The following is a 25608-nucleotide window of genomic DNA, read 5'->3' as shown; positions in this document are numbered from 1 at the left end:
AGAATTCTATGATGTATGGTGCTTGGGTAATCTAATACAAAATGTACTTCCTTGCCCAAGCTTACTTTCTACCTCTAACGTTCCTTGATTAAGTAATATTAATTCATTACATATTTTTAATCCTAACCCTGTTCCTGATTCATTATCTGTTCCTTTGGTCGTTAAGGTAATATCAGAAAACAGTTTTGTGATGTTTTCTTTTGGTATTCCAACACCAGTATCTTTGAAATAGATGCTTACTGAGTCCTTTTGCTCTTTTTTATTTATAGTGAGAGAATCACCAGCTTTGCAAAACTTAACCGCATTAGCGATGATATTTTGCGCTACAATCGTGCACATATCTTTATCTGCAAATACTTTGGTGAAATCAGTAATATTATTAATCAGTTTTACTCCTTTTTCAGAAGCACGAGAAGTAAAGAAGACAATTTTTTCATTGATAACTTCAGTAAAGTCAAAGTCCTTTGGAGTAGCTTTGAGCTCTTTCATTTGAGATTTCGACCAATTTAAAAGGTTGTTTAATAGTATTGAAGTCTGATGTGTGCTATGAGCTAAGATAGGAATGATTTCTTTAAATTCGGTTTCGGAAATAACATCATCTTTTAATAAATTAAGAGTTTTGTCTAAACCATGAATTTCATTTTTTAAATCATGAGAGACTATAGAGAATAACTTGTTTTTTACCTGGTTCGATTGGTTTAGTTCTTTTATGTATTTTGCTCTTTGGATACGCGCCTTGATAATTCCTATGATGAAAATAAAAGCAACTATAAACGCAGCTATGGCTAGGTATGTGTAGATTTTTTGTTTAAATAGTTCTTCTTTAGCTTCTTGTTTTTCTCTTTTTTGTTTATCTAGAGAAGCTTGTTGTTTTTTCTCATTTTCTAATCTACTCTTTACAATATCTATTTGTTGTGTCGTTTCTTTTAATGTGTGTTTTTGATACAAATCCTTGTACTGTTTTTGCCATTTGTATGCATTTAAAAAGTCGCCTCTTGCAGAATCTAGAACAGCATATAGGTCATAAGAGTTGAGAAGGAGTGGAGTAGAATTCATTTTTTCTGATTCTTCTTTGGCAGAAGAAATATAATTTTCTGCTTCTTCAAACTTTTCTGTAGTAATAGCGATTTCGGCTAAGGACAATTTCGTTCTAATCAGCCTTTCTTTGTAGGCAACTTTACCACCAATAAAAAGAGCAGATTCATAATATTTTTTGGCTTTCTGATAGTCTTTTTTGATAAATGATATTCTTCCTAATGCACTATAACTTTCAGCTATTCCGTAGCTATAGTTCTCCTTTTTATTCATCTCCAAGGATTCATTAGAAAAATACAAAGCACTATCTAATTTGTTTTCTTTAATGTAAATAATGGCTATGTTGTGAAGCGTAGAGCCTACGGTATTGGAACCTGTTTTCTTTTTTAATTCCAATGATTGTCTATAATATTTTTTAGCGGGCTCAAAGTTCTTTAAATGGGCATATACATTACCGATGTTGTTGATAGTGGTAGCTAATTTTAGGCTATCTTTTAGTTTCTCATAATAGGAATAAGCTTCTAGGAGATGAATCAAGCTTTTTTCTGCGTTTCCAAGCCTTTGTTCGATAACGGCTTTGTTATTTTGGGTAATAGCTAATCCTCTAGTATGATTTACCCTTCCGTAATATAAGAAGGCCTGATCATAACAACGCAAAGCCTCAAAAAGTTGATCGGTTTGGTTATAAATATTTGCTTTTTCATTATATAGCTTTCCAACCCCTTTATCATATTTTATTTGTTGAGAGATTCGTATGATAGTGTCGGAATATCTTAGACCTTCTTCAAACTTTTCTTTTAGGCTTAAATCATATATGAGATCAGCAGCTAGGTCAATATTCGAGGAATCGGCGATAGAATTTGTTGCATTCACAATACTATCCAACTTTTGATGTTGACTATAGGTATGTGCATACAGAAATAGCGCTACAAACGCTAGATAGTAAGTAGTAGGTTTCATAATAAGATTTAAGGCACTTAAAAATTACAATATTTTTGGGGACTTTATATTTTTTTTAACAAAAAATTTTATTCCTAAGTCATTTTTCTTATTTTTATGGAGACTGACGTTTTACCCCAAAAGATTAGAAGAACACTTCTGTTTATTTCATGAATTACCTAATATCAAGAGCTACCGATACTGATTTACCATTAATGCAGCGACTGTTTTATCAAACAGTAACGATGTATGGTTCGAAAATTTTCACTAAAGCCGAAGTGAAAATATATTCCCGTCTTGCATTGGATAAAAACCATTGGATTCAAAAATTTAAAGATGATTTTATTTATAATGCCAAGCTTAATGGAGAAATAATAGGATCATTTACTCTTAACAAAAATGGTGATATTGAATATATTTTTGTTCATCAAAACTATCAGGGAAGAGGGATTGCAAAAAAACTATATCAAAAATTAGAAGAAGTTGCAAAAGATGCTGGTGTAGAAATGCTTTCGACGCAAATAAATCTCAATACAAAAGCTTTTTTCGAAAAAAATGGTTTTAGAGTTGTTAAGAACATTGAGAAAGTTGCTGGAGGTGATGATGTAGTGAGCTATAGTGGAATAAAACACCTTTAAAAACTAAGACGAAAAAAAGCATTTGGAGTTGTTCCGAGTCCAAATTCCTGTATTTCTTCAATCTGATTTGTATCGTTTAGCGTATAGTATTGATTAAACGTATTTTCTTGGTCCAAAACATTCCATACAGAAACTCCTGTTAATCCACTTAAGTAATTGTTAATTTTAAACTTATACGTAGCAGATAAATCAACTCTTATGTAGTTATTCAGTCTTGAGCTATTTGGAGCTTCATACGTAATAGTATCTCCCATATCATTGTTTGTGAAATCAGGTAGTGTATTAGGTTTTCCACTGTGCCAGTTGATACCTGCAGATATTTTGAGATTATTTCTATTATAAGCAGCGGCAAAGTTAATGTTGTGTCTTATATCTATATTATTAGCAAAATTAGATGGGACAAGATTATTAAAAGAATAAGTGTTGTCCGCATAAGAATAACTAAGCCAGGTACTAAAATTTTTAAACCTTTTATTAATCAAAAAATCTACTCCCAAAACCTCATAAGAACCATGATCATCAGAAAATTCGAATTGATTCTGAAACCCTTGGCTTCTGGTAATGATACCAGATACTTCTTTGCGATATATATCTGTAGATATTAGCCAGTTATTATGATTATAACTAAGCCCAACTGAAATCTGGTTGCTTTTTAAAACAGGAATGTTATTGTCATTGGATAGTACCCATCTCCTGTTTTCAATACCCAAAAAGTCATTTTGAAGGTCAATGATTTGGGAGGTCGATTGACTTTTGATTTCGCCCAAGACCTCTAGCGTAAAATGATTAGAAAATCTCTTATAAAAATTTATTCTTGGTTCTAGAATATATGTATCAAATTTTTCCAAATAATTAAGACGAGCTCCTAAATTACCATATAAAGATCCATCTTTAGAATGGTATGCAAGTTCTGAAAAGATACTATGAGTTCGTATTACTTCTTTTGTCAGATTCCTAAATGTAGGGTTATTAAGGTCTTGCAGATAGGTAATACCTGTTTCATTAAATTGATATCCATTTTTAAAATTGAGATTGGTGTTTATCTTAAATTCAGTATTCAGTTTTAAACCGTTTTCCAATACGTCATTTTCCTGAAGTAGGCGTTGATTATTTTGGATATCTGAGTTTATGGTTTCTAATCGATAATTTGTTCCATAGAGAAGTAGTTCTGTTTTGAATACGTCGCTCCATTTTCTTTGATATAAAAGACCACCGACCAAATTATTTTGTTGGGCACTGCTTTCCCGAGAAATATCTATTTGGTTATCAAAAGAGTTTTCTTGGAAAACTAAATTGTTTCTCATAATGAGTCCATTAATCTTTATTAGGTCTTTATCGGATAATTGATACAACCACCTAAGACTTATATCATAAAAAGAAAACCTTTGTCCAGAATTACCATTACTAATCACTTCAGAATTTTGAAAAGCTTTATCAAAATATTGATTATAAGTAGGTGTTTCTATAACGTCATTAATAGAATGTCGAATGGCAAATTGAACCGAGGATTTTTTGCCAATAGGCGTATCAATGTAAGTGTCGGCACTAATTAGGTTTAGCCCGATACTTGCATCTAATTCTTTATGAACTTTATCAGAAGTGTTCATAGCAATCACACTAGATACTCCATCACCATATGCAGCACTTGAACCATTTTTAAAAACTTGAACATTCTTTGTAAGAAAAGGATTAAAAGCAGATATGAGACCGAAAAAATGACTGGATTGATACATTTTAATTCCATCCCAAAGAATAAGGTTTTGGTCATTTGTTCCTCCTCTTACATTAATATCAGAAACAGTTTCATTTACACTTAAGACACCTGGAAGTGCCTGAATAGTTTGTAATAAATCAGGTTCCACAAGACCAGGAAGAATTCCAAAATCATTATAATCGATCTGTATTGAACCGTCTAATTGTTTATCAATCCCCTTGATTAAATAATCGTTAATCACAATTTCATTGATATATTCAAATTTTGGTGTTAGAAGGATTTTTTTACAAGGTTGTTTAATAAAATCAAAAGCCGAAATTGTTAGAGGTGTATATCCTAAAAAACTAATAGTTATTTTTTCATTTGGAGAATCTATTTGAAGCGAAAAGTTTCCAGTAGAATTGCTGATTACCGAATCTGCCGAACTTACAACAGAAGCGTTGGCTATAACTTTTTGATCAATATCATATAAAATTCCACATATCTTTTGAGGAATGAATTGAATCGTTATCGTATTGTCAGGTAGTATAACATACTCAAATGGTGTGTTTTCTCTTAAATAGACCAGCGCATCATCTAAAGATAAAGTTTCCGGAGGTTTGTTAATAGATATATACTCTAATTCCTCATTTACATATGAGAAATCATATCCGAATTGTTGTTGTACGTCTCTTAAAATAGAGACAAGAGGATATAGTTCTTTTTCAGTTTGACAATAACTAGTAAAAAGAATAAAAAAAAATAGAATAGTAGAAACGAGGATTTTGGGTCGAATCACTCTTTGAATAAAGTTACAGTTTTGTTATTAATCACATATTTCAAACGCATAGGAATCGTAATTGATTTCAATGCTAATTCAATATCTGAATGTACAAAATTACCTGTAAATATTATACTTGGATCGATATTTTTTGTTTTAATTTCAACCCCATATTGCCATTCTAACTCTTTTAAAACTCTGGAATAAGGAGTTTTGAAAAAATAACTTTTGTTGTAGTACCATTTTGGTTCCTTATCATTAACCTTTAATTGTTTGATACCTTTTGAGTCATATACAACAGCATCTCTTTCTCTAAGATACTTTGTTTCTTTGTTAATTGTAACACTTACAACCCCTTCATAACAGGTTACTTCTAGTAAGTTTTCTCTTTGTTTTACATTAAACCGAGTACCTATGACACTAATTGTTCCTAATGAAGTTTCAACGTCAAACTTTTTTCCTTGAGCAACATTAAAATAAGCTTCGCCAGATAAATGTATTTTTCGCTTAGTATTCCAATTCTTTTCATCATATGTTACTAAAGAAGTGGAATTTAATCTAACGGTTGACTCGTCGGGTAAGTTAATTTTGGTTTTTTGGCTTGCTAATGTTTCTACTTTAGTGTTATAATCATTTGAGAAAGCAAAATATAATCCAACTCCAATTACAAAAGCAGCTGCAATACGTAATACTACTTTCAAATAATTCTTACTTGGTGAATTTGTATTTCTAGATTTTAATTGCTGATTCATTTTCTGCATATTCTCTGACACATCAAATTCTGGAGCACTAAATTTTTTAGCGGTCTCTGATATTTTTACATAAGAATCATAGACGTCCAATTTTTTGAACGCCTCTGATTCCTGCTTAGTGAGTTGTTCGTTGTCCAACCACTTTTGTATAAGATCTTCCTTTTTCATAACAAGATTCTTAATTATATAACAATTGGTAGGTCTAAATTCCTACCTGCTTTTTAATTTTTTTAAATTCCCTCTATTTCTGTTCTTAGTTTTTCTAGTGCAGTATAAATTCTTTTTTCTACGGCTTTTCTAGATATTCCTAAAAGTTCAGCAATTTCTTTATGCTTTTTACCCTCAACTCTGTTCATTAAAAAAGCAACACGTTGTGCTTCTGTAAGATTAGAAAGAGCGTTTTGATATTTTAAAAGGTATTCTTTCTCTTCCAAAATGAATTCAGGACTTTCATTGGTGCGATCTTTTTTTTCAGATAATTTATATTTTAATTTTACTTTGTCATGTTTTATCTGATTTAATGTGAGATTATTAGCTACAGTAAATAAAAAGCTTTTGGCTTTGTCTACAGTAACATTACCACAGTTATCCCAAAGTTTCATAAAAGCTTCTTGAACTTGATCTTTTGGATTGACTTGCGAACCGTATTTGAAATAAATGAAATCATGAAGATTTTTAGAATGTTTTGTGAAAAGTTCAGAAAACAATCGTTCCTCACAAATATCCTTAAATAGGGATTTAGGCATTTTGATTTTTTTTCAAATGTAAAAAAAATATAAAGTTGGTGGGAATTTCATCTTTGAAATTGTTATACTAGTTAAATGTAAAGAAGAAAAGAGTATGTGTGTTTTAAGAAAATGTTTTTTGACAATCTTGTTTGGTTGCGGGTTAGTATTAATTTCCTGTCAGGAAGAAGAACAAGAGATTATAGATCCAACTATTGATAATACTATTCCTCAGAATTCTCGACTTGCAGGTCTTATGAGAAATATTGTTACACATGATGGTTCATATGATGACGTCGTAGATGGAGGAAATTGTTTTAGTATTAACCTACCTTATACTATAATACTTAATACTCAGCCAACGATAATCGATTCCATCGAGGATTATAATCAATTTAGTAGTTCAGATGATATAGAAATCCAATTTCCGATTAAAATTACAACAGCTAATCATGTAGTTGAAACTATAGAAAATAAAAATGATTTAAATGCATTAGCGAATACTTGTGAAATACAAGATGAGGATATTGAGTGTGTTGATTTTGTATATCCTTTTGTGTTTGCAACATTTGATTCTGGTAGTAATATATTAGGGACGACAGAAGTGTTTCATGATGCTGAAGTGTTTGGATTTATGGGAAGTTTGAATGATAATACCGTAGTATCTATTAACTATCCTATTCAATTGCTTCTTAGTAATGGAGAATTTTTAGAGGTAGCACATAATACCGATTTACTTTCTGGTATTGAGGCGTTTGAACAATCATGTGAAGAAAATGATGGATAAAAAATGTTTAATTTTTTAACTAAAAAGTTAAACAAAAAGTTAAAAAAGTGCTAAAATCATATTTTGAGGTAGCAATTTTAGAAATCAAGTTGTTTCATCATCGAACAAATAATTAAAAATAAAAACCAATAACATGAAAAATTACTTCAAAAAGGCTTTTTTTGCATTATGCTTAATTTCGATCGTTGCTTGTAGTGACGATGATGATACCACTTTTATCCCTGTTTCAATGACCATCGCGGATTTCGTTGCGGACAATGCGGATTATAGTTCTTTATTTGCAGCTTTAGAAAGAACAAATCTGGATGTTACGTTAAATAGCAATGGAGATTTTACAGTATTTGCACCAAACAATGCAGCATTTACTGAATTCTTAGACGGAGCAGCTTTAGAAGACGTACCAGTTGAAACTTTAGAACAAATTCTATTAAATCACGTTTTAGATGTTAGAGCTCCATCTTCTAGTCTCTCTACAGGCTATGTGAGTAATCTAGCAACAGAGTCCAATAGTAGTGCTAATCTTAGTATGTATATCAATACATCCAGCGGAGTAGTTATTAATGGTGATGTTACGGTAACAACTGCTGATATAATGACCGACAATGGTATTATTCATGCAGTAGATAAAGTTATTCCTCTACCTACTATGCTTACATTTGTAGGAGCTGATAGTAATTTTTCAACCTTAGCTACAGTTGCAACAACTACCACTGGGTTTTTAACAGACTTTGGAGCTGTTCTTAGTGGAGCAGATAGTAATTTAACATTATTGGCTCCAGATAACGATGCGTTTACTGCTTTAGGTGATATTTCTGGTGTTCCAGCGGCTACTATCGAGCAAATTTTATTAAATCATGTGATAGCGGGAACAAATATTTCTTCTTCACTTACTACAAGCTACGGTAACACCTTAGCTACTTTCGGTGATTCTATGGATAATCTAAGTATTTATATTAATACCGATAATGGAGTATCTTTTAACGGAATTTCTACAGTAACTCAAGCAGATATAGTAGCTTCCAATGGGGTTATACATAAAGTTGGATCGGTAATTACTTTGCCTACTGTAGTAACATTTGCAACAGCAGATGCAACTTTTTCTACTCTTGTTGAGGCTTTAACTACATTAACACCTTCTACAGATTTTGTTTCAGTACTCAGTACTGATAATGGTACAGCTCCGGCTCCTTTCACCGTATTCGCTCCGACTAATGATGCGTTTGCAGCAATAACGATCCCAACAAATGAAACGATGTTAACGAATATTTTGAATTATCACGTAGTTGGTGAAAATAATGTGCGATCAAGTCAATTGATAAGTGGTCCGGTAACTACGCTAAACGGAGATGTTACTATTGATGCAACTGCTCCTAGTGTAACAGGAGCCGGTAATACTTCTGCAAGCAATATTATAGTAGTAGATGTACAAGCTGCGAATGGTGTGATCCATGTAATTGACCAAGTGTTATTGCCAGGATTATAAGAAAGTAGCTAAACGAATTACTACCCCAAGATAGATATTACCCTTACAAAGGGCATTTAGAGATTGATCTTTCCATTAGTTCATGACTCAATGCCCTTTTTTTACACACTCATTTTAATATTAACTAATTTAAATTAAAACCTATGAAAACGTTAATCAAAAGATTATCGGTACCCTTGTTGTGCCTTTTCGTAATCAATGTTTTTATCTCTTGTAAAACAGATAATGAACAGTTAAATGAATCAGATCCAAGTTTGATTGAATTTGAAGAATCAAACATCATCAGCTTTGATGAAATAGAAGAAATGACCCAAAATATAATTGATGGGGAGTTACTAGAGCCTGAAAACGAAGAAGAAGCTTTTGGTTTGTCTAAAAATTCTTTATTTGATATTAGTAGAGAAAGAAGAGTATATGATTTTTCTGCATCAATCAATAGCGGGGCTGGAGCAGGAACTAATATTGAAGGTGAACTTCGTTTAAATTTTACTTTATATCATGCTAGTTTTACCATTGTTAGAGGGAACTTGGTATTACCAGATGGCTCAAGAGCACGAACTAGAGGAGCTATTATAAGTGATGGTATTGTTTATCTAATCATAAATCCACCTGGAAGGAATTTAATTTTTGGAATTGGTAGAGTAGATGAAGAAGGGAACTTAGAAGGAGGATTTAGAATTTTTGGTAATGGTATTGGTAGAGGAGAATGGAGTGCGGAATTAATTAAAACAATTTTCCCTGATAAAACAATAGTGGAGTTAATTGTTGAGGATGGTAGATTCACCTCTTTAGTAGGAGCATTACAAGCTACTGATTTAGTAGCGCCTCTGACAGGAGAAGGTCCGTTCACTGTTTTCGCTCCAACCGATGAAGCGTTTGCTGCATTGGATGAAGTTCCAGAATTAGAAGTTTTAAAACAAGTACTGTTATATCATGTAGCGAGTGGGAGATTAAATACCCCACAGTTATTGGCACAGGAAATGATTGAGACATTGCAAGGAGAAAATATAAAAGTTAGTCTAGATGATAATAATGAAATAGTAATTAATGATACCGTAAAATTACTTTCTGCAAACATCGGAGGATCTAATGGAGTAATTCAGGTTATAGATGCAGTATTGATACCGCCATCATTTCAACCACTATCAAGTATTGTAGAGATTGCTGTAGCCACTCCAGAGTTATCAACTTTAGTGGGTGCTTTGCAAGCGGCTGACCTTGTTGATACTTTGAATGGAGACGGACCTTTCACAGTATTTGCACCGACCAATGATGCATTTGCTGCTTTAGAATCGATTCCTAGTGGAGAAGCTCTTACAGAAGTTCTTTTATATCATGTTGCAGCAGGTAAGTTTACGGCAGAAGATTTAATAGCTGGTCAGACGGTTACAACAGTGCAAGGAGATGAGGTAACTATAGAAATGATAGATGGAGAAGTGTTTCTAAATGGCGCTATTAAAGTCATAATTGCAGATATTGAAGCTTCTAATGGTATTGTTCATGTTATAGATGGGGTTTTACTACCTCCTGTTGATTTACAATCAATCGTAGAGATAGCTGTAGCCACACCAGAGTTATCAACGCTAGTAAGTGCATTACAAGCGGCTGATCTTGTTGATACGTTAAATGGAGATGGTCCTTTCACAGTATTTGCACCGACCAATGATGCATTTGCTGCTTTAGAAGCGATTCCAAGTGGAGAAGCTCTTACAGAGGTTCTTTTGTATCATGCTGCAGCAGGTAAGTTTACGGCAGAAGATTTGATTGCTGGTCAGACAGTTACAACAGTGCAAGGAGATGAGGTGACTATAGAAATGATAGATGGAGAAGTATTTTTAAATGGGTCTATTAAAGTTGTAATTGCAGATGTTGAAGCTTCTAATGGTATTGTTCATGTTATAGATGGGGTTTTACTACCTCCTGCTGATTTACAATCAATTGTAGAGATAGCTGTAGGTACACCAGAACTTTCTACTTTAGTGGGTGCATTACAAGCAGCTGATCTTGTTGATACGTTAAATGGAGACGGACCTTTTACTGTATTTGCTCCAACTAATGATGCATTTGCTGCTTTAGAAGCGATTCCAAGTGGAGAAGCTCTTACAGAAGTTTTGTTATATCATGTTGCAGCAGGTAAGTTTACTGCCCAAGACTTATTGGCTGGTCAAACTGTAACTACCGTACAAGGAGAAGAAGTAACTATAGAAATGATCGACGGTGAGGTGTTTTTAAATGAGTCCATTAAAGTGTTATTGGAAGATATAGAAGCTTCAAATGGAATTGTACATGTAATTAATGAAGTTTTAATTCCATCAGCATTGCACTAAAAGAAATAGACATTTGAGTTAGCCATAAATAATTGTCTGAAGAGCTATTAGAAAGAATTTTTAATGTCTTTCTAATAGCTTTTTCTTTTTTTAATGTTAATTGCAGGATGATGTAGAATTCTATCTTAACCATTCTTTATAAATACACTTCAAATCATTAAATTTGCACCATTCTGCTAAAAAAGTAGATGTTGAAAAATCAGAATAAAGTATATGTTTGATAATTTAAGTGATAAGTTAGATAAAGCGTTACATATTTTAAAAGGTCACGGTCAGATTACTGAAGTAAATGTTGCTGAGACACTTAAAGAAGTACGTAGAGCATTGGTAGATGCTGATGTTAATTATAAAATTGCTAAAGATTTTACAGCAACCGTAAAGGAAAAAGCATTAGGTCAAAACGTGCTTAAATCGCTTAAGCCTGGTCAATTAATGGTTAAACTTGTAAAAGATGAGTTAACTGAATTAATGGGTGGTGATGTAGCTGGAGTTAATCTCTCAGGAAATCCTTCTGTCATCTTAATGTCAGGTTTACAGGGTTCTGGTAAAACAACATTTTCTGGAAAGCTAGCGAATTATTTAAAGAATAAAAAAACTAAGAAACCACTTTTAGTGGCTTGTGATGTTTATAGACCAGCAGCGATAGACCAGTTGCATGTTGTTGGTGAACAAATTAATGTAGAGGTTTTTAGTGATAGAGGTAACTCTGATCCAGTTGCTATTGCAAAAGCAGGTGTTGCTCATGCAAAAGCTAATGGATTTAATGTAGTTATAATTGATACTGCAGGTCGTTTAGCTGTAGATGAGGTGATGATGACCGAGATTGCAAATATTCATAAAGCCGTTACTCCAAATGAAACATTATTTGTAGTAGATTCCATGACTGGGCAGGATGCTGTTAATACTGCGAAAGCATTTAATGATTTATTGAACTTTGACGGAGTAATCCTTACGAAGCTTGATGGAGATACCAGAGGTGGAGCAGCTATTTCTATTAAATCTGTTGTAAATAAACCGATAAAATTTATTGGTACTGGTGAGAAGATGGAAGCTATCGATGTGTTCTATCCTTCCAGAATGGCGGATCGTATACTGGGGATGGGAGATGTAGTTTCTTTAGTGGAAAGAGCGCAGGAGCAATTTGATGAAGAGGAAGCAAGAAAGCTACAAAAGAAAATTGCAAAAAATCAATTCGGTTTCGATGATTTCTTAAAACAAATCCAGCAAGTAAAGAAGATGGGAAATATGAAAGATCTTGTGGGGATGATTCCTGGAGCTGGTAAAATGATGAAGAATGTAGATATAGATGATGATGCATTTAAGCATATTGAAGCAATTATTCATTCCATGACACCTGAAGAGCGCACAAAACCTCAAATTATTAATGCGAGTAGAAAAAAACGTATTGGAAAAGGTTCAGGAACCTCAGTTCAGCAGGTAAATCAACTACTTAAACAGTTTGATCAAATGAGTAAAATGATGAAGATGATGCAAGGCGGCGGCGGAAAGCGTATGATGCAAATGATGGGTAAGATGAGGTAACTTTTATAATCAATTAATAATTTTAAATATAGAGTAGGGGCTTACTATGGAAGTTTTAGACGGAAAAAAAATAAGTAACGATATAAAAAACGAAATTGCTGCTGAAGTTCAAAAGATGAAAGATCGCGGCGAAAAAGTTCCACATTTAGCAGCTGTTTTGGTTGGAAACGATGGGGCGAGTTTAACTTATGTAGGAAGCAAGGTAAGAGCTTGTGAAAAAATCGGATTTGAGTCTACTTTAGTTAAAATGCCAAGTACTACAAGTGAGGTAGAATTACTAGCAAAGATTAAAGAGTTAAATGAGAACTCAGATATCGACGGATTTATAGTTCAATTACCATTACCTCCTCAGATAGACACGCAAAAAGTGCTTTTGGCAGTAGATCCTGATAAGGATGTAGATGGTTTTCATCCAATGAATTTTGGGAAAATGGCGTTAGATATGTCAACTTTTATACCAGCGACACCGTTTGGTATATTAGAGCTATTAGAACGTTATAATGTAGATACCAAAGGAAAGCATACCGTTGTAATTGGAAGAAGTCATATCGTCGGTAGACCCATGAGTATTTTAATGGGTAGAAAAGGTTGGCCTGGTAATTCAACAGTTACGCTTACTCATAGCCACACAAAAAATATTACTCAGATTATTTCTCAAGCTGATATTGTGATCTCCGCTTTAGGGGTTCCTAACTTTTTAAAAGCAGAAATGGTTAAAGATGATGCTGTTATTATTGATGTGGGTATTACCAGAGTTGCGGATGATTCTAGAGAAAAGGGGTATAGAATTGTAGGTGATGTGGATTATGAAAATGTAAGTAAGAAAGCTTCTTATATTACACCTGTTCCCGGTGGTGTAGGACCTATGACAATAGCCATGTTACTTAAGAACACTTTGTTAGCAAGAGAAAGACATAGAAAATAAGTTTCTTTTTATTGTTTAGGTGTATATTTAATTAAATAGAAACATCATTACATATAAAAAAGCTCTAGTTTGATTGAACTAGAGCTTTTTTATGCGGCTTATTAGGTTGATATAGAAAGTTGTTATTTAATCCAGTTTGTAGAGTAGAGAACTAAGCAGAAAGGAAAATAAAAGAGGTGCCATAAAAATGGCACCTCTTTTATTTTTACATTTATTATTGGTGATAATAAATTATAATTATGTGTGTTTTTTAATATTTTCCGAACGCGCTTGCGTCAATGTTGTCTTGATCTTCTGCGTTATCACCATAAAGTGTTCCATTTGGTAATAAGTCAAGAGATAAACTATATGAAGGTACATTCATTCCTTCAGGAGTTTTGATCGTATTGTAATCTAAGATATCCTGACCTTTTTCGTATAGAGGGTTCTTTGTAAATTGTCCTTGTCCTCTTCCTTTAGGAGCATTTGGATCTTCTCTCCAATCTTTTCCATAAGCAATAACACAGTAGTACTCACCTTCAGGAATATTTCTTATGTATTGTGTTTGATTACTATTGATATATACAATTCTGATTGTTTCATCGTCTTTTGCTGTTTTACCCATTTTCACAAGTTTTACAACAACATCTGTATTTTTACCAACTTCTATTTTAAGGTAGTTGTCCAACTTATACTCGAACTTACCTTTAAAGTTAAAGGATTTTGGTGTTGCTCCAGATTTGTATGTTTTCTTTTCCCAGCTTGAGAATTTATTTTCTCTTACTGCTTTAGATGGAGCAGCGGCAGCTCTATTAGAAGAACTTGCATTGCTTCCATTAGAAGATGTTTTTGATTCTATAGGTGTATAAGCAGTTTCAGTAGAACCAAGAGTTCTTTTGTTTGCTTCTTCTAATGCTTTCTGAGTTTCAGCTAATTCTGCAAGTCTTCTTTGCTCAGCCACACTCTTATTTTTATTAGCGGCAGCAGCGGCAGCGGCAGCGGCTGTTGCTTCCTGTTCTGCTAATCTTTGTAATCTTTCAGCTTCTGCAATAGCTTTTCTAGCAGCTTCAGCAGCAGCTATTTTAGCAGCTTCAGCATCTCTAATTGCTTTTTCAGCAGCAGCTTTAGCAGCTCTTTTCTTAGCTTCTGCAGCTTTAGCAGCTCTCTCAGCTTCAGCAATACTATTATCTTCTGCTAATAACTTGGTAAGTACGAATCCATTACCATTCTTATATTGTACAGTACTCCAATCACCATATCCAGAACTAATAACGTATACTTGAGTTCCTTGTGGTATCTCACCGATAATATCAAAATTCGCTCCAGGTCCAGTTCTTAACTCTAACTTTGCAGTAGACATTAAATAGCGGTCTAATGACTTTATCTGAGCGAAAGTCGAAGAAGTCATCACCAATAACAAAATAAATGTAAAAATTGATTTCATAATCTTTCTGTGTTTACATAATTAAAATTCAAAAATAAAGCAGATTAGGGTCTATAATCTTTGTATTGCTTTTTTTCGGGTTTACTCTATAATATTATAAAATTTATTCAAATTCATGTTCAAAAATGCGTTCTCAAAAAAGATGCCAAACTTATTTTTTTGACATTTAGAAATTGTTAACGATTTATTGTTTCGTTAAAAATATTTCCAATTTTAAAGAACGTTTTAGTTTGTAAGTTTCTGATTTTAAGCGATTTACACGTGTTTTTTTATAGTGTAAGTTTAAACTTGTTAATTAATCACCTGAAATGAAAACTATTAAACTATAAACAAAAGTAAGTTATTAATCTGAAAAACGCAACTAGTTTTCACTTTATTTACATAAAGTTTTACTTTTTTTTTATTCAATTTGTGTTTTTCAACGATTTTTTTGTGTATTACATCTGATTTATATTGATTTTATTGGGCTTGAAGTCGGTTCGTGTTTTTTGTTAGTTCGTGATAATATTTTTTAGGTTTTTTCGAAGATGTGAATGAAGTTAAAAACTTGAATTTTCACAATATTTTAACATAATTAATTATGCTTGCATAGCTTTTTTTTAAATTTGAGTAGATTGAATTTTACTTTTATTAGATTTATTGTTTTGATAATTAAACAGTTATATTTTTTCTACTATTCGTTTTTATAAAATCGAAAATTGTTTTTGAATTCTTGAAAAGTGGTGTTTCATTTTATCTATTATGGTTTTACCTTGGGGGTATTTTGGAATTTATTTGGCATAATTTTTAGCCATATTTATCTATGGTCAGAAATTGCTGACGGTTTTTTGTATGTACGATTTTAGTGAGAATTTGATTTTTATTCAGAAGAATTTGTTGTTATGCAACTAGAATATGCTTAGTGAGTATTCTTTATTAATTCAGGGAATTTTTTCTGAAAACGTTTTAATCTAGGCACAGAAATATTTTGAATATACCTGTTGTAAGGGTTTCTTTTTTCATAATCCTGATGGTATTCTTCTGCTTTCCAAAATTTTTGAAAAGGCATGATTTCTGCAGCAATTTTTCTATTGATACTTTTGCTTAAAAACTCCTTCTTTTTTGTAATAATTTCCTTTTGCGTATCATTTTGATAAAATATAATGGATCGATATTGGGATCCTCTATCAGGACCTTGACCGTTTATTTGGGTTACATTTTGTGATCCAAAATATACATCTACTAAGGTGGAAAACGGAACTATTTTAGGGTTGTATAGTACTTCAACAGCTTCTGCATGACCGGTCCGTCCTGTATTACTTGATTCATATGTCGGGTTTTCTGTATGTCCTCCGGAATACCCAGAAATAACCTCTTCTACGCCAATTACACTTTCATAAATTGCTTCAACACACCAAAAACATCCACTTGCAAAATAAGCTCGCTCCAATCCATTTATCGGTTCAACTTGAACAGGTGTTATATTTTGTGTTTCTACGTTTGCTACGTTGTTTTTGGTTTGACTAGTTCCTTGGCAGCCAAACAGTAGAATTGAAATAGTAATAGTACTATATAATAATGTCTTCATGATAATAGTTTTTGCCATTAGTAGTCTGAGTTTTGAAAGAAACCTTTCAGGATGCACTTTTAGCAAAATTAATTAGATTCTGAGTAATGAGGTCTTAAAGAAGTTGTAAATAAAGAAGGCTATCATATCGATAGCCTTCTTTGTTTAAGTTTTATTGAATTTTTTACCCATTCATGGATATTAAAAATTCGTCGTTATTTCTAGTTTGTTTAAATCGCTCATTAATGAATTCCATCGCTTCAACAGGATTCATGTCTGCTAAATATTTTCTCATTACCCACATTCTTTGAATTGTGCTTTCGTCTAATAAGATATCATCTCGACGTGTGCTAGAAGAGGTGAGGTCAATCGCAGGGAATATTCTTCTATTAGATATTTTACGATCTAATTGTAATTCCATATTACCAGTACCTTTGAATTCTTCAAAAATAACTTCATCCATTTTAGATCCGGTTTCGGTTAAAGCTGTGGCAATGATTGTTAATGATCCTCCATTCTCAATATTTCTGGCAGCTCCAAAGAATCGTTTTGGTTTGTGCAAAGCATTAGCATCTACACCACCACTTAGAATTTTACCAGAAGCTGGTTGTACTGTGTTGTATGCTCTTGCCAGACGTGTAATAGAGTCTAATAATATGACAACATCATGGCCGCATTCTACTAGTCTTTTAGCTTTTTCTAGAACGATATTGGCAATTTTAACATGTTCATGAGCTTCTTTATCAAAAGTAGAGGCTATTACTTCTCCTCTTACATTTCTTTGCATGTCTGTTACTTCCTCTGGGCGCTCATCAATCAGTAATATCATTTGATACACTTCAGGGTGATTTGCTGCGATTGCATTAGCAACATCCTTTAGTAACATGGTTTTACCTGTTTTGGGTTGTGATACAATCATACCACGTTGTCCTTTTCCGATAGGTGAGAATAAATCCATAATTCTTGTAGAGATAGTACTTTGCTTCTCTGCAATTTTGAATTTCTCCTGAGGGAAAAGAGGAGTAAGGTGTTCAAAAGATACTCTGTCTCTTACTACCTGCGGGTCAAGTCCATTGATTTTATTTACTTTTATTAAAGGAAAATATTTTTCTCCTTCTTTTGGAGGTCTTACTTGTCCTAAAACGGTATCTCCTGTTTTTAATCCAAAAAGTCTTATTTGAGATTGAGATACGTAAATATCATCAGGAGAAGAAAGGTAGTTGTAATCACTAGATCTTAAAAAACCATATCCATCTTGCATGATGTCCAGAACTCCTTCACTTTGAATAATTGCATCAAATTCATAATCGGGTTCTTTATAGCGATTTCTGTTATCTCTATTTCCATTATCCCTGTTTCCGTTATTTTCTTTTTTATTATTGTTGTTATTATTACGGTTTTTGTTCTGGGATTTATCGTTATTCCTGTTTCTATTGTCCTTTCTTTCTTCTTTTCGCTCTTCCTTTTTATCCTCTTGTTTTTTGTCCTCTTGCTTTTTCTGAGGTTTTTTGTTTACAACAGGTTGTTTGTTGCTTTGATTTGTGTCTCTTGCTTCTTTTTTAGGAGTAGTGCTTTTTTCCTGAGCGCCTGTTGCTTCTTTTGCAGTAGCTGTATTCGGTGCTTGAGCTTTTTTTGTGCGTGGTCTTTTTTGACGCGCAGCAGGTTTTGGTTTAGCTTTTTCAGTTTTAGCCGAAGTATCTTCTGTAATGACCTCTTTTACCTTATTAGGGTTCGCCGCTTGGTAATCTAATATTTGATATACCAAGTCTAATTTTTTCATGCTGCGAAATTTAGGTACATTTAAACTTTTCGCAATTTCCTGTAGCTCAGGAAGCTTTTTCGCTTTTAATTCAGAAATCTCTAACATTTAAGTTTGTTATATAATTTAAGGTTCTGGTGTTAAATTTTCTAAAGAAGAATTCTAGGAAAATTTTATTAAGAAGGTAAGTAACCTAATTAAGAATGGGTTACATCATTTGTGATGCAAGTATACGACTTTATTTTTGATTTTTTACACATATTTATAAAAAGAAACTCTTATTTTTGCTTTTCCAAAAGAAGAAGGGGTAATGATACAACGAATTCAATCCATATACTTACTATTAGTAGCGTTAATAGCTAGTGTAGTTTCTACATTAGTACCTTACGGATTTGATCAAGATAAAAATGAATTATTAGCAAAAGATAATCTTTTGGTGTTAGGAATGTTTGCTGGATCTGCGGTTTTAGCAGTGGTGAGTATTTTTTTGTTTAAAAATAGACAGCTTCAATTTGTTTTGGGGCGAATCAATATCTTATTAAACTTTATTTTACTAGGAGTATTTGTTTATTGGTCGCTAACATTATCTGGAGAAACATTGGTTTCAGAGAAAGGTATTGGGATGTTACTTCCTATTATTTCTATCGTTTTATTAGTGGTAGCCAATAAGGCTATTAAAAAGGATGAAAATCTCGTAAAATCAGTAGACCGATTACGATAAACCTAAAATCTTAGTAGTATTAGTGCGTTAGAACCCGGAGTATGCCAACTTCGGGTTCTTATTTTTTACCAAGTTCGATTACTTCTAGATTTTCTATTTTATCCTGATCTATAGTAAATCGCAACATTGTTCTTATTTTATGGAAACCGTGTTTTCCCGCTGCTCCAGGATTCATGTGTAATACTCCGTTTGTTTTATCAGGAATTACCTTTAATATATGAGAGTGGCCACATATAAATAAGTCAGGAGGATTCTTTTTTATTTCTTGTCTGGTATTGCTGTTATATTTTGGTGGATAGCCACCAATATGGGTAATCCATACAGATACTTTTTCGCAATGAAATCGTTGATGTAAAGGAAAGCTTACTCTTGCTTTATCATTATCTATATTTCCATATACCGCTCGAAGCGGTTTTATATTTTCAATTGCATCCGTTACACTTAAGTCTCCTATGTCTCCTGCATGCCAAACTTCGTCCGCTTGTTCTACATAGTGTAAGATCCGATCATCTATATAACTATGAGTGTCACTTAGTAAAAGTATTTTTTTCAAATTGATGTATTGGTTTGGTTTATTATCATATAAATAATCGCAAATATGTTCGTAGAATTAATCTCTTTTATATGAAGTATATTTGCCATCATATTAAAAACAAAAATAGAATAAAGCTTTGAGATATTTTTTAGAACTTTCTTATAAAGGAACTTCTTATCATGGTTGGCAAAGACAGCCTAATGCAATTTCTATACAAGAGGTGTTAGAAAGTTCTTTGTCCTTATTATTAAAAGCAAAAATAGAGATTGTTGGAGCAGGAAGAACAGATGCAGGTGTTCATGCAAAACAGATTATGGCGCATTTTGATTATGAAAAGGATATCGATGTAGACCAATTATGTTATAAGCTTAATTCTCTTCTTCCTAAAGATATTGCAATTCAAAAGATATATTTAGTGCAAGAAGAGGTGCATGCTAGGTTCGATGCTATGAGTAGGTCATATGAGTACATTATTACTTTAGAAAAAGATCCTTTCAGTATAAATCATGCTTACTATCTTAAAAAGGATTTGGACATAGATTTAATGAATAAAGCTGCTAAATTACTGTTAAACTATACGAACTTTAAATGTTTTAGTAAGTCCAAAACCGATGTAAAAACGTATAATTGTACTATTACAAATGCTGTTTGGGAAAGAAATGGCAGTTTGTTGATTTTTAAGATTACGGCTAATCGTTTTCTCAGAAATATGGTTAGGGCTGTCGTAGGAACTCTTGTAGAAATAGGAGAACATAAATTAGATCTTGAAGATTTAAAAGAAATTATAAAAAGTGAAAATCGTAGTGAAGCTGGGTATTCTGTACCAGCTCATGGATTATATTTAACAAAAGTAGCATATCCCAATACTATATACTTAACACAATAATGGCTGGAAAAAGCGGAAAAGCATTTGATTTTAAATTATTCAGAAGATTGATAGGGTATACAAACCCTTATCGATTTACCTTTTATTTCGTAGCGCTATCTGCAATATTGTTGTCAGGATTTGCTATACTAAGACCGCTTTTGCTACAAAAAGCGATTGATAAAAGTTTTATTCCTAAAGACGGTAATTTAATCTTGTTTTATATTGGTTTGATGCTAGGAGTATTACTATTAGAAGTAGTGTTTCAATTTCTGTTTATTTATTTTGCAAACTGGTTAGGGCAAGAAGTTATAAGAGATATAAGGGTGAAACTTTTTGATCATATGTTGAGTTTTAAAAAACAATATTATGATCAATCTGCTGTGGGAAGATTAGTTACTCGTGCGGTTAGTGATATAGAAACCATTGCAAGTATTTTTAGCCAAGGACTTTTCATGATTATTAGTGATCTGCTTAAAATGTTTGTGATTCTTTGTTTCATGATTTATTACAGTTGGCAACTTACATTAATTGTTCTTGCTGTATTACCTTTTATTGTTTTTGCTACCAGAGTTTTCCAAAGAAAAATGAAAACAGCGTTTGAGGAAGTAAGAACGCAAGTTTCTAATCTTAATTCTTTTGTACAAGAGCGAATAACAGGAATGAAGATTGTTCAGCTTTTTACCAGAGAAGAAATAGAGTATAATAGTTTTAAAGAGATTAATGAAAAGCATAAAAAAGGTTGGATAAAAACTGTGTGGTATAATTCTATCTTTTTCCCAATTGCAGAAATGTCGAGTTCGATTACTACTGGATTGATCGTATGGTATGGAGGTTTAAAAGCTGCACAAGGAGATGTAATTACCTTAGGAGTAGTGATTGCTTTTATAGAACTCTCACAGATGCTTTTTAGACCTCTGAGACAAATTGCAGATAAGTTTAATACACTGCAAATGGGTATGGTAGCGGCAAATAGAGTATTTGCAATTCTAGATACCGAATCTAAGATCAATGATTTTGGACAAATAAAGCTTGAAACAATAAAAGGAGCAATTGATTTTGAAGATGTAAGGTTTAGTTATGTTGAGGACGAAGAGGTTTTAAAAGGAATCTCGTTTTCGGTAAAACCGGGAGAAACCGTGGCGATTGTAGGAGCTACTGGTGCTGGAAAATCTACCATTATCAATTTACTAAATAGGTTTTATGAAATAGATGATGGAGTTGTTTCTATCGATAGCAGAAACATTCATGATATTGATCTAAAATCATTAAGGAATCATATCGCAGTAGTGTTACAGGATGTGTTTTTATTTGCAGATACTATTTTTAATAATATTACACTTAACAATCCTGATATCACAGAAGAAAGGGTGGTAAAAGCTGCTAAAGAGATAGGAATCCATGATTTTATAAAAAGTCTTCCGAATGGATATCATTATAATGTAAAAGAAAGAGGTGTAATGCTTTCTTCCGGACAGAGACAATTAATTTCTTTTCTAAGAGCGTATGTAACCAACCCTGGAATTTTAGTGTTGGATGAAGCTACCTCTTCTATAGACTCGCATAGCGAACAACTGATCCAAGATGCTACGGATAAAATTACTCAGGGAAGAACCTCTATAGTAATTGCTCACCGACTAGCTACCATCAAAAATGCAGATAAAATTATTGTAATGGATAGTGGTAAAATTGTAGAGCAAGGAAATCATAACGAACTACTAGAAGTAGAAAATGGGTATTATAAAAACCTCTACGACGTGCAGTTTAGCGAAATGAGGGAGGTTTAATTAATTAACCCGCTTTCTTTTAATATTCCGGAAGCTATTCCTCCGATAATCGCAATTCCAAACACTATTAAACTTATTAATAGAAATCCAACAAAACCTTTAATTATAACTCTCCAATAACTAACATTATATAAGTTTTTGAACAAGAAGGTTGCATAAATAAGTTGTATTAATAAAAATATAGAACTAGTCTCCTCTACGTAGTCTCCAAAACAAAAAGTAATAATGTAGGGTATAAAAGTAAGTATGGTAATATGAGCTATGAGATACGCATTGATTACGTTGTGTTCTAGAAAATTGTACTTTCTGTATTTTCTAAAGACAAAGCGAGACATGAGTGAAAACAGAGGTATTAAGATAAAATATCCTAAGGTTGGAAATTTTTCTACCGATTCTTTTAAAAACTCTACCACCTCAGAATTTTTATCACTTTTATCTATTTCGGAAGCAATGTTAAATGCTTTCTCCTTTATAAAAGTTAAAAGAGTAGATAGGGTAAGAGATAATAATAGATATGATGGTAAGTTTAAATGCTTTTTTCTAACTCCATTGATATAGTCATTAATAACAATGTGGGGTTTTATTGTTAAGTCCTTAATGGTTTTTATAAGGGTACCATCAATATTTAAATATACTTCTGTTATTTCAGCAATTAAATTTTTATAGGTAATTCTTTTTGTAATCTTTTTAGCTCCGCAGTGAGAGCAAAAGTTTACATTTTCAACATTATATCCGCAGTTCTTGCAATTAGAAACTGTAACAGTTTTATCCATTTATTTCTTAGGTGATTTTTAAATATTTGATATTTTAAATAGAAGAGCTTCCGTCGATAGGCATTACACCACTTTGTATCATAATAAAAGCAATAACAATGGAGAAAATAACAAATAATATGCTCATGATTACAAAAAACAATAGTGTTTTTAAGATGATCTTTTTCCAACTTAAGTCATATAGCTTCTTTAAAACATATGCGATGTAGAATATAGAAGCAGAGAATTGAATCCATAGTACTGGATAAAGATTCTCAACAGTTAAAAGTATAGGCAAGGTTATGAAACTTATTACCATGGTAATGTGTGAATAAGCGTATAGATGAATAACCAAATGTTCCGTTAGATTATACTTTTTATAATTTAAAAACACAAGTCTAGATATTAAGGCTAATATCGGAATTGTTAAGAAAGAGGTAACAGATTGGTATTCAAAAGAAATATCAGAGGCTATTTTACTTACTTCTAGTTGTTCTTCGGAGACCATTGTTTTCGCAAAGATATCCTCCATGTATTTTTTTAGAATAAATGTATATAAACTTGCTATGGTAAGAGAAATTGCAAAATAACTAAAAACGTTAATGTATCTTTTTCTAAGTCCATTGATAAATCCATCAATCACATCCTTTGGTTTTGTGAAAAGATGAACGAATGTTCTAATAAAAGAATTATCTAAGTTTAAAAAACGATCACTAAATTCCTGAGTTAAATTTTTAAAAGTAATTCGCTTCGTAATTTTTTTAGCACCACATTCTGGACAAAAGGGAAAGTTGGCAATTTCGAAGCCACAGTTCTTACAATATTTAAGGTTACTAAGTTTATTGTCCATCTATTGTAGATCTTTCTTTATTTTTTCAATCAATTCTTCTGGTGTTTTAAAGATGACAAATTCACCATTTTTTATATAAGATATCTGACCAGTTTCTTCACTTACAATAATAGCTAATCCATCGGTTTTTTCGGTAATTCCTATGGCAGCTCGGTGTCTTAATCCAAATCGTAAAGGGATGTCTCTGTCGTTTGAAACTGGTAATATCACTCGAGTGGCAACAATTCTATTGTCTTCTATAATCATAGCTCCATCGTGTAATGGACTATTTTTATAAAAAATACTTTCTATTATTGGTGTTTTTACTAATATATCGAGTTCATCACCTGTGTTTTTAACAAAGTCTAATGCGGTATTTCTTTTAATTACAATCAATGCTCCTGTAAAGGTATCTCCCATTTTCTGACAAGCTCTTACAATAGCACCCACATCAGTTACACTATCTTCTGGAGTGTCTCTTATGAATTTTAATTGTCGCAAAAATTTTCTTCTTCTACCAAAGTTTGTAGATCCAATCATGAGAAGAAATTTTCTAATCTCTTGCTGAAAAACAACAATCAACGCAAACATCCCTACGCCAATAAACTCGCCTAAAACACTACTAAGCATCTCCATCGCTAGAAACTGAGTCAGCTTCCAGACAAGATAGATCATTACGATTCCTATAAAAATATTGATGGCGGCAGTACCTTTAACCAATTTATACATATAGTAGAGTAGCAGTGCTACCAACACGATATCTAGGATATCTAATATTCTAACATTGATTAAATCCAAAGGCGGTCTTTTTGTAAAAATAGAAAAATTAGCGAAACTCTGTTTCAGATCTTTTATTCAAAATGATTAATCCGTAAAATTATTGTATTTGTTTACTAGATTTACACACTCTATAGCTTCTTTTACATCATGAACTCTTAATATAGAAGCTCCTTTTAACAAAGCAATGGTATTGAGAGAAGTAGTACCATTCAGCGATTCAGAAGGAGTGCTATTCAGAGTTTTATATATCATCGATTTCCGAGAGACACCTGCAAGGATGGGAAGCTCTTGTAGTTTAAGTAGCTCTAATTTATTCAGCAGTTCAAAGTTCTGATCAATATCTTTAGCGAATCCAAAGCCAGGATCAATAATAATATCGTTGATACCCGCTAGTCTTGCTTCTGCTACTTTTTGAGAAAAATAAAACTGAACTTCTTTCACCAAATCCGAATATTGATTTAGCGATTTCATAGTTTGTGGGGTACCCTTCATATGCATCATAATGTATGGGACTTTTAATTGACCTACAATGCCAATCATATCCGTATCAAGATTGCCCGCTGAGATATCATTTATAATTGCCGCTCCAGCATCAATACATTTTGTGGCGATACTACTTCTAAAAGTGTCTATGGATAAAATTGCATTTGGAAATTTTGAAAGAATTAAACTTACAATAGGTAAGACTCTTTTCTCTTCTTCATCAATAGAAATATGGTCTGCTCCTGGTCTAGAAGAATAAGCGCCAAGATCAATAAATGTAGCTCCTTCTTGCAGCATTTTTTCTACCTGCAATAAGATTTGTGAATCATCTTTATATTTTCCTCCATCATAAAAAGAATCTGGAGTTAGGTTTAAAATTCCCATTACCTTCGGGGAACTGAGATCAATTAAAGACCCTTTGCAATTGATAGTCATAGAAAGGTTTATGCTATATTTTTAATGTTTATTTGGTATAATTGCCATATTAAAGCGAAATTTACG

At 32.5% G+C, this 25608-nt stretch carries 21 protein-coding genes; 9 read left to right on the top strand and 12 right to left on the bottom strand.

Going from position 1 to position 25608, the window contains the following annotated elements:
- Positions 1–6: 6 nt before the first annotated feature.
- Positions 7–1995, bottom strand: a complete 1989-nt coding sequence (locus Q1B37_RS17875) for a tetratricopeptide repeat-containing sensor histidine kinase (RefSeq protein WP_299608304.1) — start codon at positions 1993–1995, stop codon at positions 7–9.
- Positions 1996–2144: 149 nt separating this feature from the next.
- Between Q1B37_RS17875 and Q1B37_RS17870 the strand changes: the two genes are divergently transcribed.
- A complete protein-coding gene (locus Q1B37_RS17870; protein WP_299608301.1) occupies positions 2145–2612 on the top strand; it encodes a GNAT family N-acetyltransferase in 468 nt (155 codons plus the stop codon).
- Here the strand turns inward: Q1B37_RS17870 and Q1B37_RS17865 are convergent.
- From Q1B37_RS17865 to Q1B37_RS17855, 3 genes are all read right to left on the bottom strand, one after another.
- Complete coding sequence (locus Q1B37_RS17865; protein ID WP_299900858.1) at positions 2609–5104, bottom strand: TonB-dependent siderophore receptor; 2496 nt, start codon at positions 5102–5104, stop codon at positions 2609–2611. The genes Q1B37_RS17870 and Q1B37_RS17865 overlap by 4 nt on opposite strands.
- The gene (locus tag Q1B37_RS17860; RefSeq protein WP_299900855.1) at positions 5101–6006 is read right to left on the bottom strand and encodes a FecR family protein; all 906 of its coding nucleotides are present in this window, start codon (positions 6004–6006) and stop codon (positions 5101–5103) included. Before Q1B37_RS17860 ends, Q1B37_RS17865 begins: the two co-directional genes overlap by 4 nt.
- Positions 6007–6068: 62 nt before the next feature.
- Positions 6069–6584: a sigma-70 family RNA polymerase sigma factor gene (locus Q1B37_RS17855; RefSeq protein ID WP_299608294.1), complete on the bottom strand. Its 516-nt coding sequence runs from the start codon at positions 6582–6584 to the stop codon at positions 6069–6071.
- Positions 6585–6702: 118 nt separating this feature from the next.
- Here Q1B37_RS17855 and Q1B37_RS17850 point away from each other — a divergent pair, with 118 nt between their 5' ends.
- The 5 genes from Q1B37_RS17850 to Q1B37_RS17830 all read left to right on the top strand — a co-directional run bounded on the left by Q1B37_RS17850 (position 6703) and on the right by Q1B37_RS17830 (position 13627).
- Complete coding sequence (locus tag Q1B37_RS17850) at positions 6703–7350, top strand: hypothetical protein (RefSeq protein ID WP_299900853.1); 648 nt, start codon at positions 6703–6705, stop codon at positions 7348–7350.
- 133 nt (positions 7351–7483) lie between these two features.
- Entirely contained in the window at positions 7484–8833 is a 1350-nt protein-coding gene (locus Q1B37_RS17845; RefSeq protein ID WP_299900849.1) for a fasciclin domain-containing protein, read from the top strand.
- Positions 8834–8976: 143 nt separating this feature from the next.
- Positions 8977–11160, top strand: coding sequence for a fasciclin domain-containing protein (locus tag Q1B37_RS17840; protein ID WP_299900847.1), 2184 nt, complete (start codon positions 8977–8979; stop codon positions 11158–11160).
- A 213-nt stretch (positions 11161–11373) separates the two neighbouring features.
- On the top strand, positions 11374–12702 hold the full coding sequence (ffh, locus tag Q1B37_RS17835) for a signal recognition particle protein (protein WP_299608285.1): 1329 nt from the start codon (positions 11374–11376) through the stop codon (positions 12700–12702).
- A gap of 46 nt (positions 12703–12748) precedes the next feature.
- A complete protein-coding gene (locus Q1B37_RS17830; RefSeq protein WP_299608283.1) occupies positions 12749–13627 on the top strand; it encodes a bifunctional 5,10-methylenetetrahydrofolate dehydrogenase/5,10-methenyltetrahydrofolate cyclohydrolase in 879 nt (292 codons plus the stop codon).
- 250 nt (positions 13628–13877) lie between these two features.
- On the opposite strand, the gene Q1B37_RS17825 is transcribed toward Q1B37_RS17830, so the two are convergent.
- The 3 genes from Q1B37_RS17825 to rho all read right to left on the bottom strand — a co-directional run bounded on the left by Q1B37_RS17825 (position 13878) and on the right by rho (position 18463).
- Positions 13878–15050, bottom strand: coding sequence for an SH3 domain-containing protein (locus tag Q1B37_RS17825; RefSeq protein ID WP_299900845.1), 1173 nt, complete (start codon positions 15048–15050; stop codon positions 13878–13880).
- 898 nt (positions 15051–15948) lie between these two features.
- Positions 15949–16617, bottom strand: coding sequence for a peptide-methionine (S)-S-oxide reductase MsrA (gene msrA / locus Q1B37_RS17820; RefSeq protein ID WP_299900842.1), 669 nt, complete (start codon positions 16615–16617; stop codon positions 15949–15951).
- Between the two features lie 163 nt (positions 16618–16780).
- Complete coding sequence (rho, locus tag Q1B37_RS17815; protein ID WP_299900840.1) at positions 16781–18463, bottom strand: transcription termination factor Rho; 1683 nt, start codon at positions 18461–18463, stop codon at positions 16781–16783.
- Positions 18464–18665: 202 nt separating this feature from the next.
- On the opposite strand from rho, the gene Q1B37_RS17810 reads away from it, so the two are divergent.
- Positions 18666–19076: a DUF4293 domain-containing protein gene (locus Q1B37_RS17810; RefSeq protein ID WP_299608274.1), complete on the top strand. Its 411-nt coding sequence runs from the start codon at positions 18666–18668 to the stop codon at positions 19074–19076.
- 58 nt (positions 19077–19134) lie between these two features.
- Here the strand turns inward: Q1B37_RS17810 and Q1B37_RS17805 are convergent, their stop codons facing one another.
- Positions 19135–19629: a metallophosphoesterase family protein gene (locus tag Q1B37_RS17805; protein ID WP_299900837.1), complete on the bottom strand. Its 495-nt coding sequence runs from the start codon at positions 19627–19629 to the stop codon at positions 19135–19137.
- 118 nt (positions 19630–19747) lie between these two features.
- Between Q1B37_RS17805 and truA the strand changes: the two genes are divergently transcribed.
- Complete coding sequence (gene truA, locus Q1B37_RS17800; protein ID WP_299608270.1) at positions 19748–20497, top strand: tRNA pseudouridine(38-40) synthase TruA; 750 nt, start codon at positions 19748–19750, stop codon at positions 20495–20497.
- Positions 20497–22263 carry an ABC transporter ATP-binding protein gene (locus tag Q1B37_RS17795; protein ID WP_299900834.1) on the top strand — a complete coding sequence of 589 codons (1767 nt, stop codon included), beginning with the start codon at positions 20497–20499 and terminating at the stop codon, positions 22261–22263. The genes truA and Q1B37_RS17795 overlap by 1 nt, the downstream gene beginning before the upstream one ends.
- On the opposite strand, the gene Q1B37_RS17790 is transcribed toward Q1B37_RS17795, so the two are convergent.
- The 4 genes from Q1B37_RS17790 to folP all read right to left on the bottom strand — a co-directional run bounded on the left by Q1B37_RS17790 (position 22260) and on the right by folP (position 25542).
- On the bottom strand, positions 22260–23036 hold the full coding sequence (locus Q1B37_RS17790) for a DUF3667 domain-containing protein (protein ID WP_299900832.1): 777 nt from the start codon (positions 23034–23036) through the stop codon (positions 22260–22262). The genes Q1B37_RS17795 and Q1B37_RS17790 overlap by 4 nt on opposite strands.
- 34 nt (positions 23037–23070) lie before the next feature.
- Entirely contained in the window at positions 23071–23865 is a 795-nt protein-coding gene (locus Q1B37_RS17785) for a DUF3667 domain-containing protein (protein WP_299900829.1), read from the bottom strand.
- The gene (cdaA, locus tag Q1B37_RS17780) at positions 23866–24642 is read right to left on the bottom strand and encodes a diadenylate cyclase CdaA (RefSeq protein ID WP_299608262.1); all 777 of its coding nucleotides are present in this window, start codon (positions 24640–24642) and stop codon (positions 23866–23868) included.
- A 66-nt stretch (positions 24643–24708) separates the two neighbouring features.
- Complete coding sequence (folP, locus tag Q1B37_RS17775) at positions 24709–25542, bottom strand: dihydropteroate synthase (RefSeq protein WP_299900827.1); 834 nt, start codon at positions 25540–25542, stop codon at positions 24709–24711.
- Positions 25543–25608: the final 66 nt, after the last annotated feature.

Origin of the sequence: uncultured Aquimarina sp. (genome assembly GCF_947492965.1) — a bacterium.
Taxonomy (GTDB): domain Bacteria; phylum Bacteroidota; class Bacteroidia; order Flavobacteriales; family Flavobacteriaceae; genus Aquimarina.
Note: the sequence above shows the minus strand (reverse complement) of the source record. Positions and strands in the feature narration are given on the sequence as shown.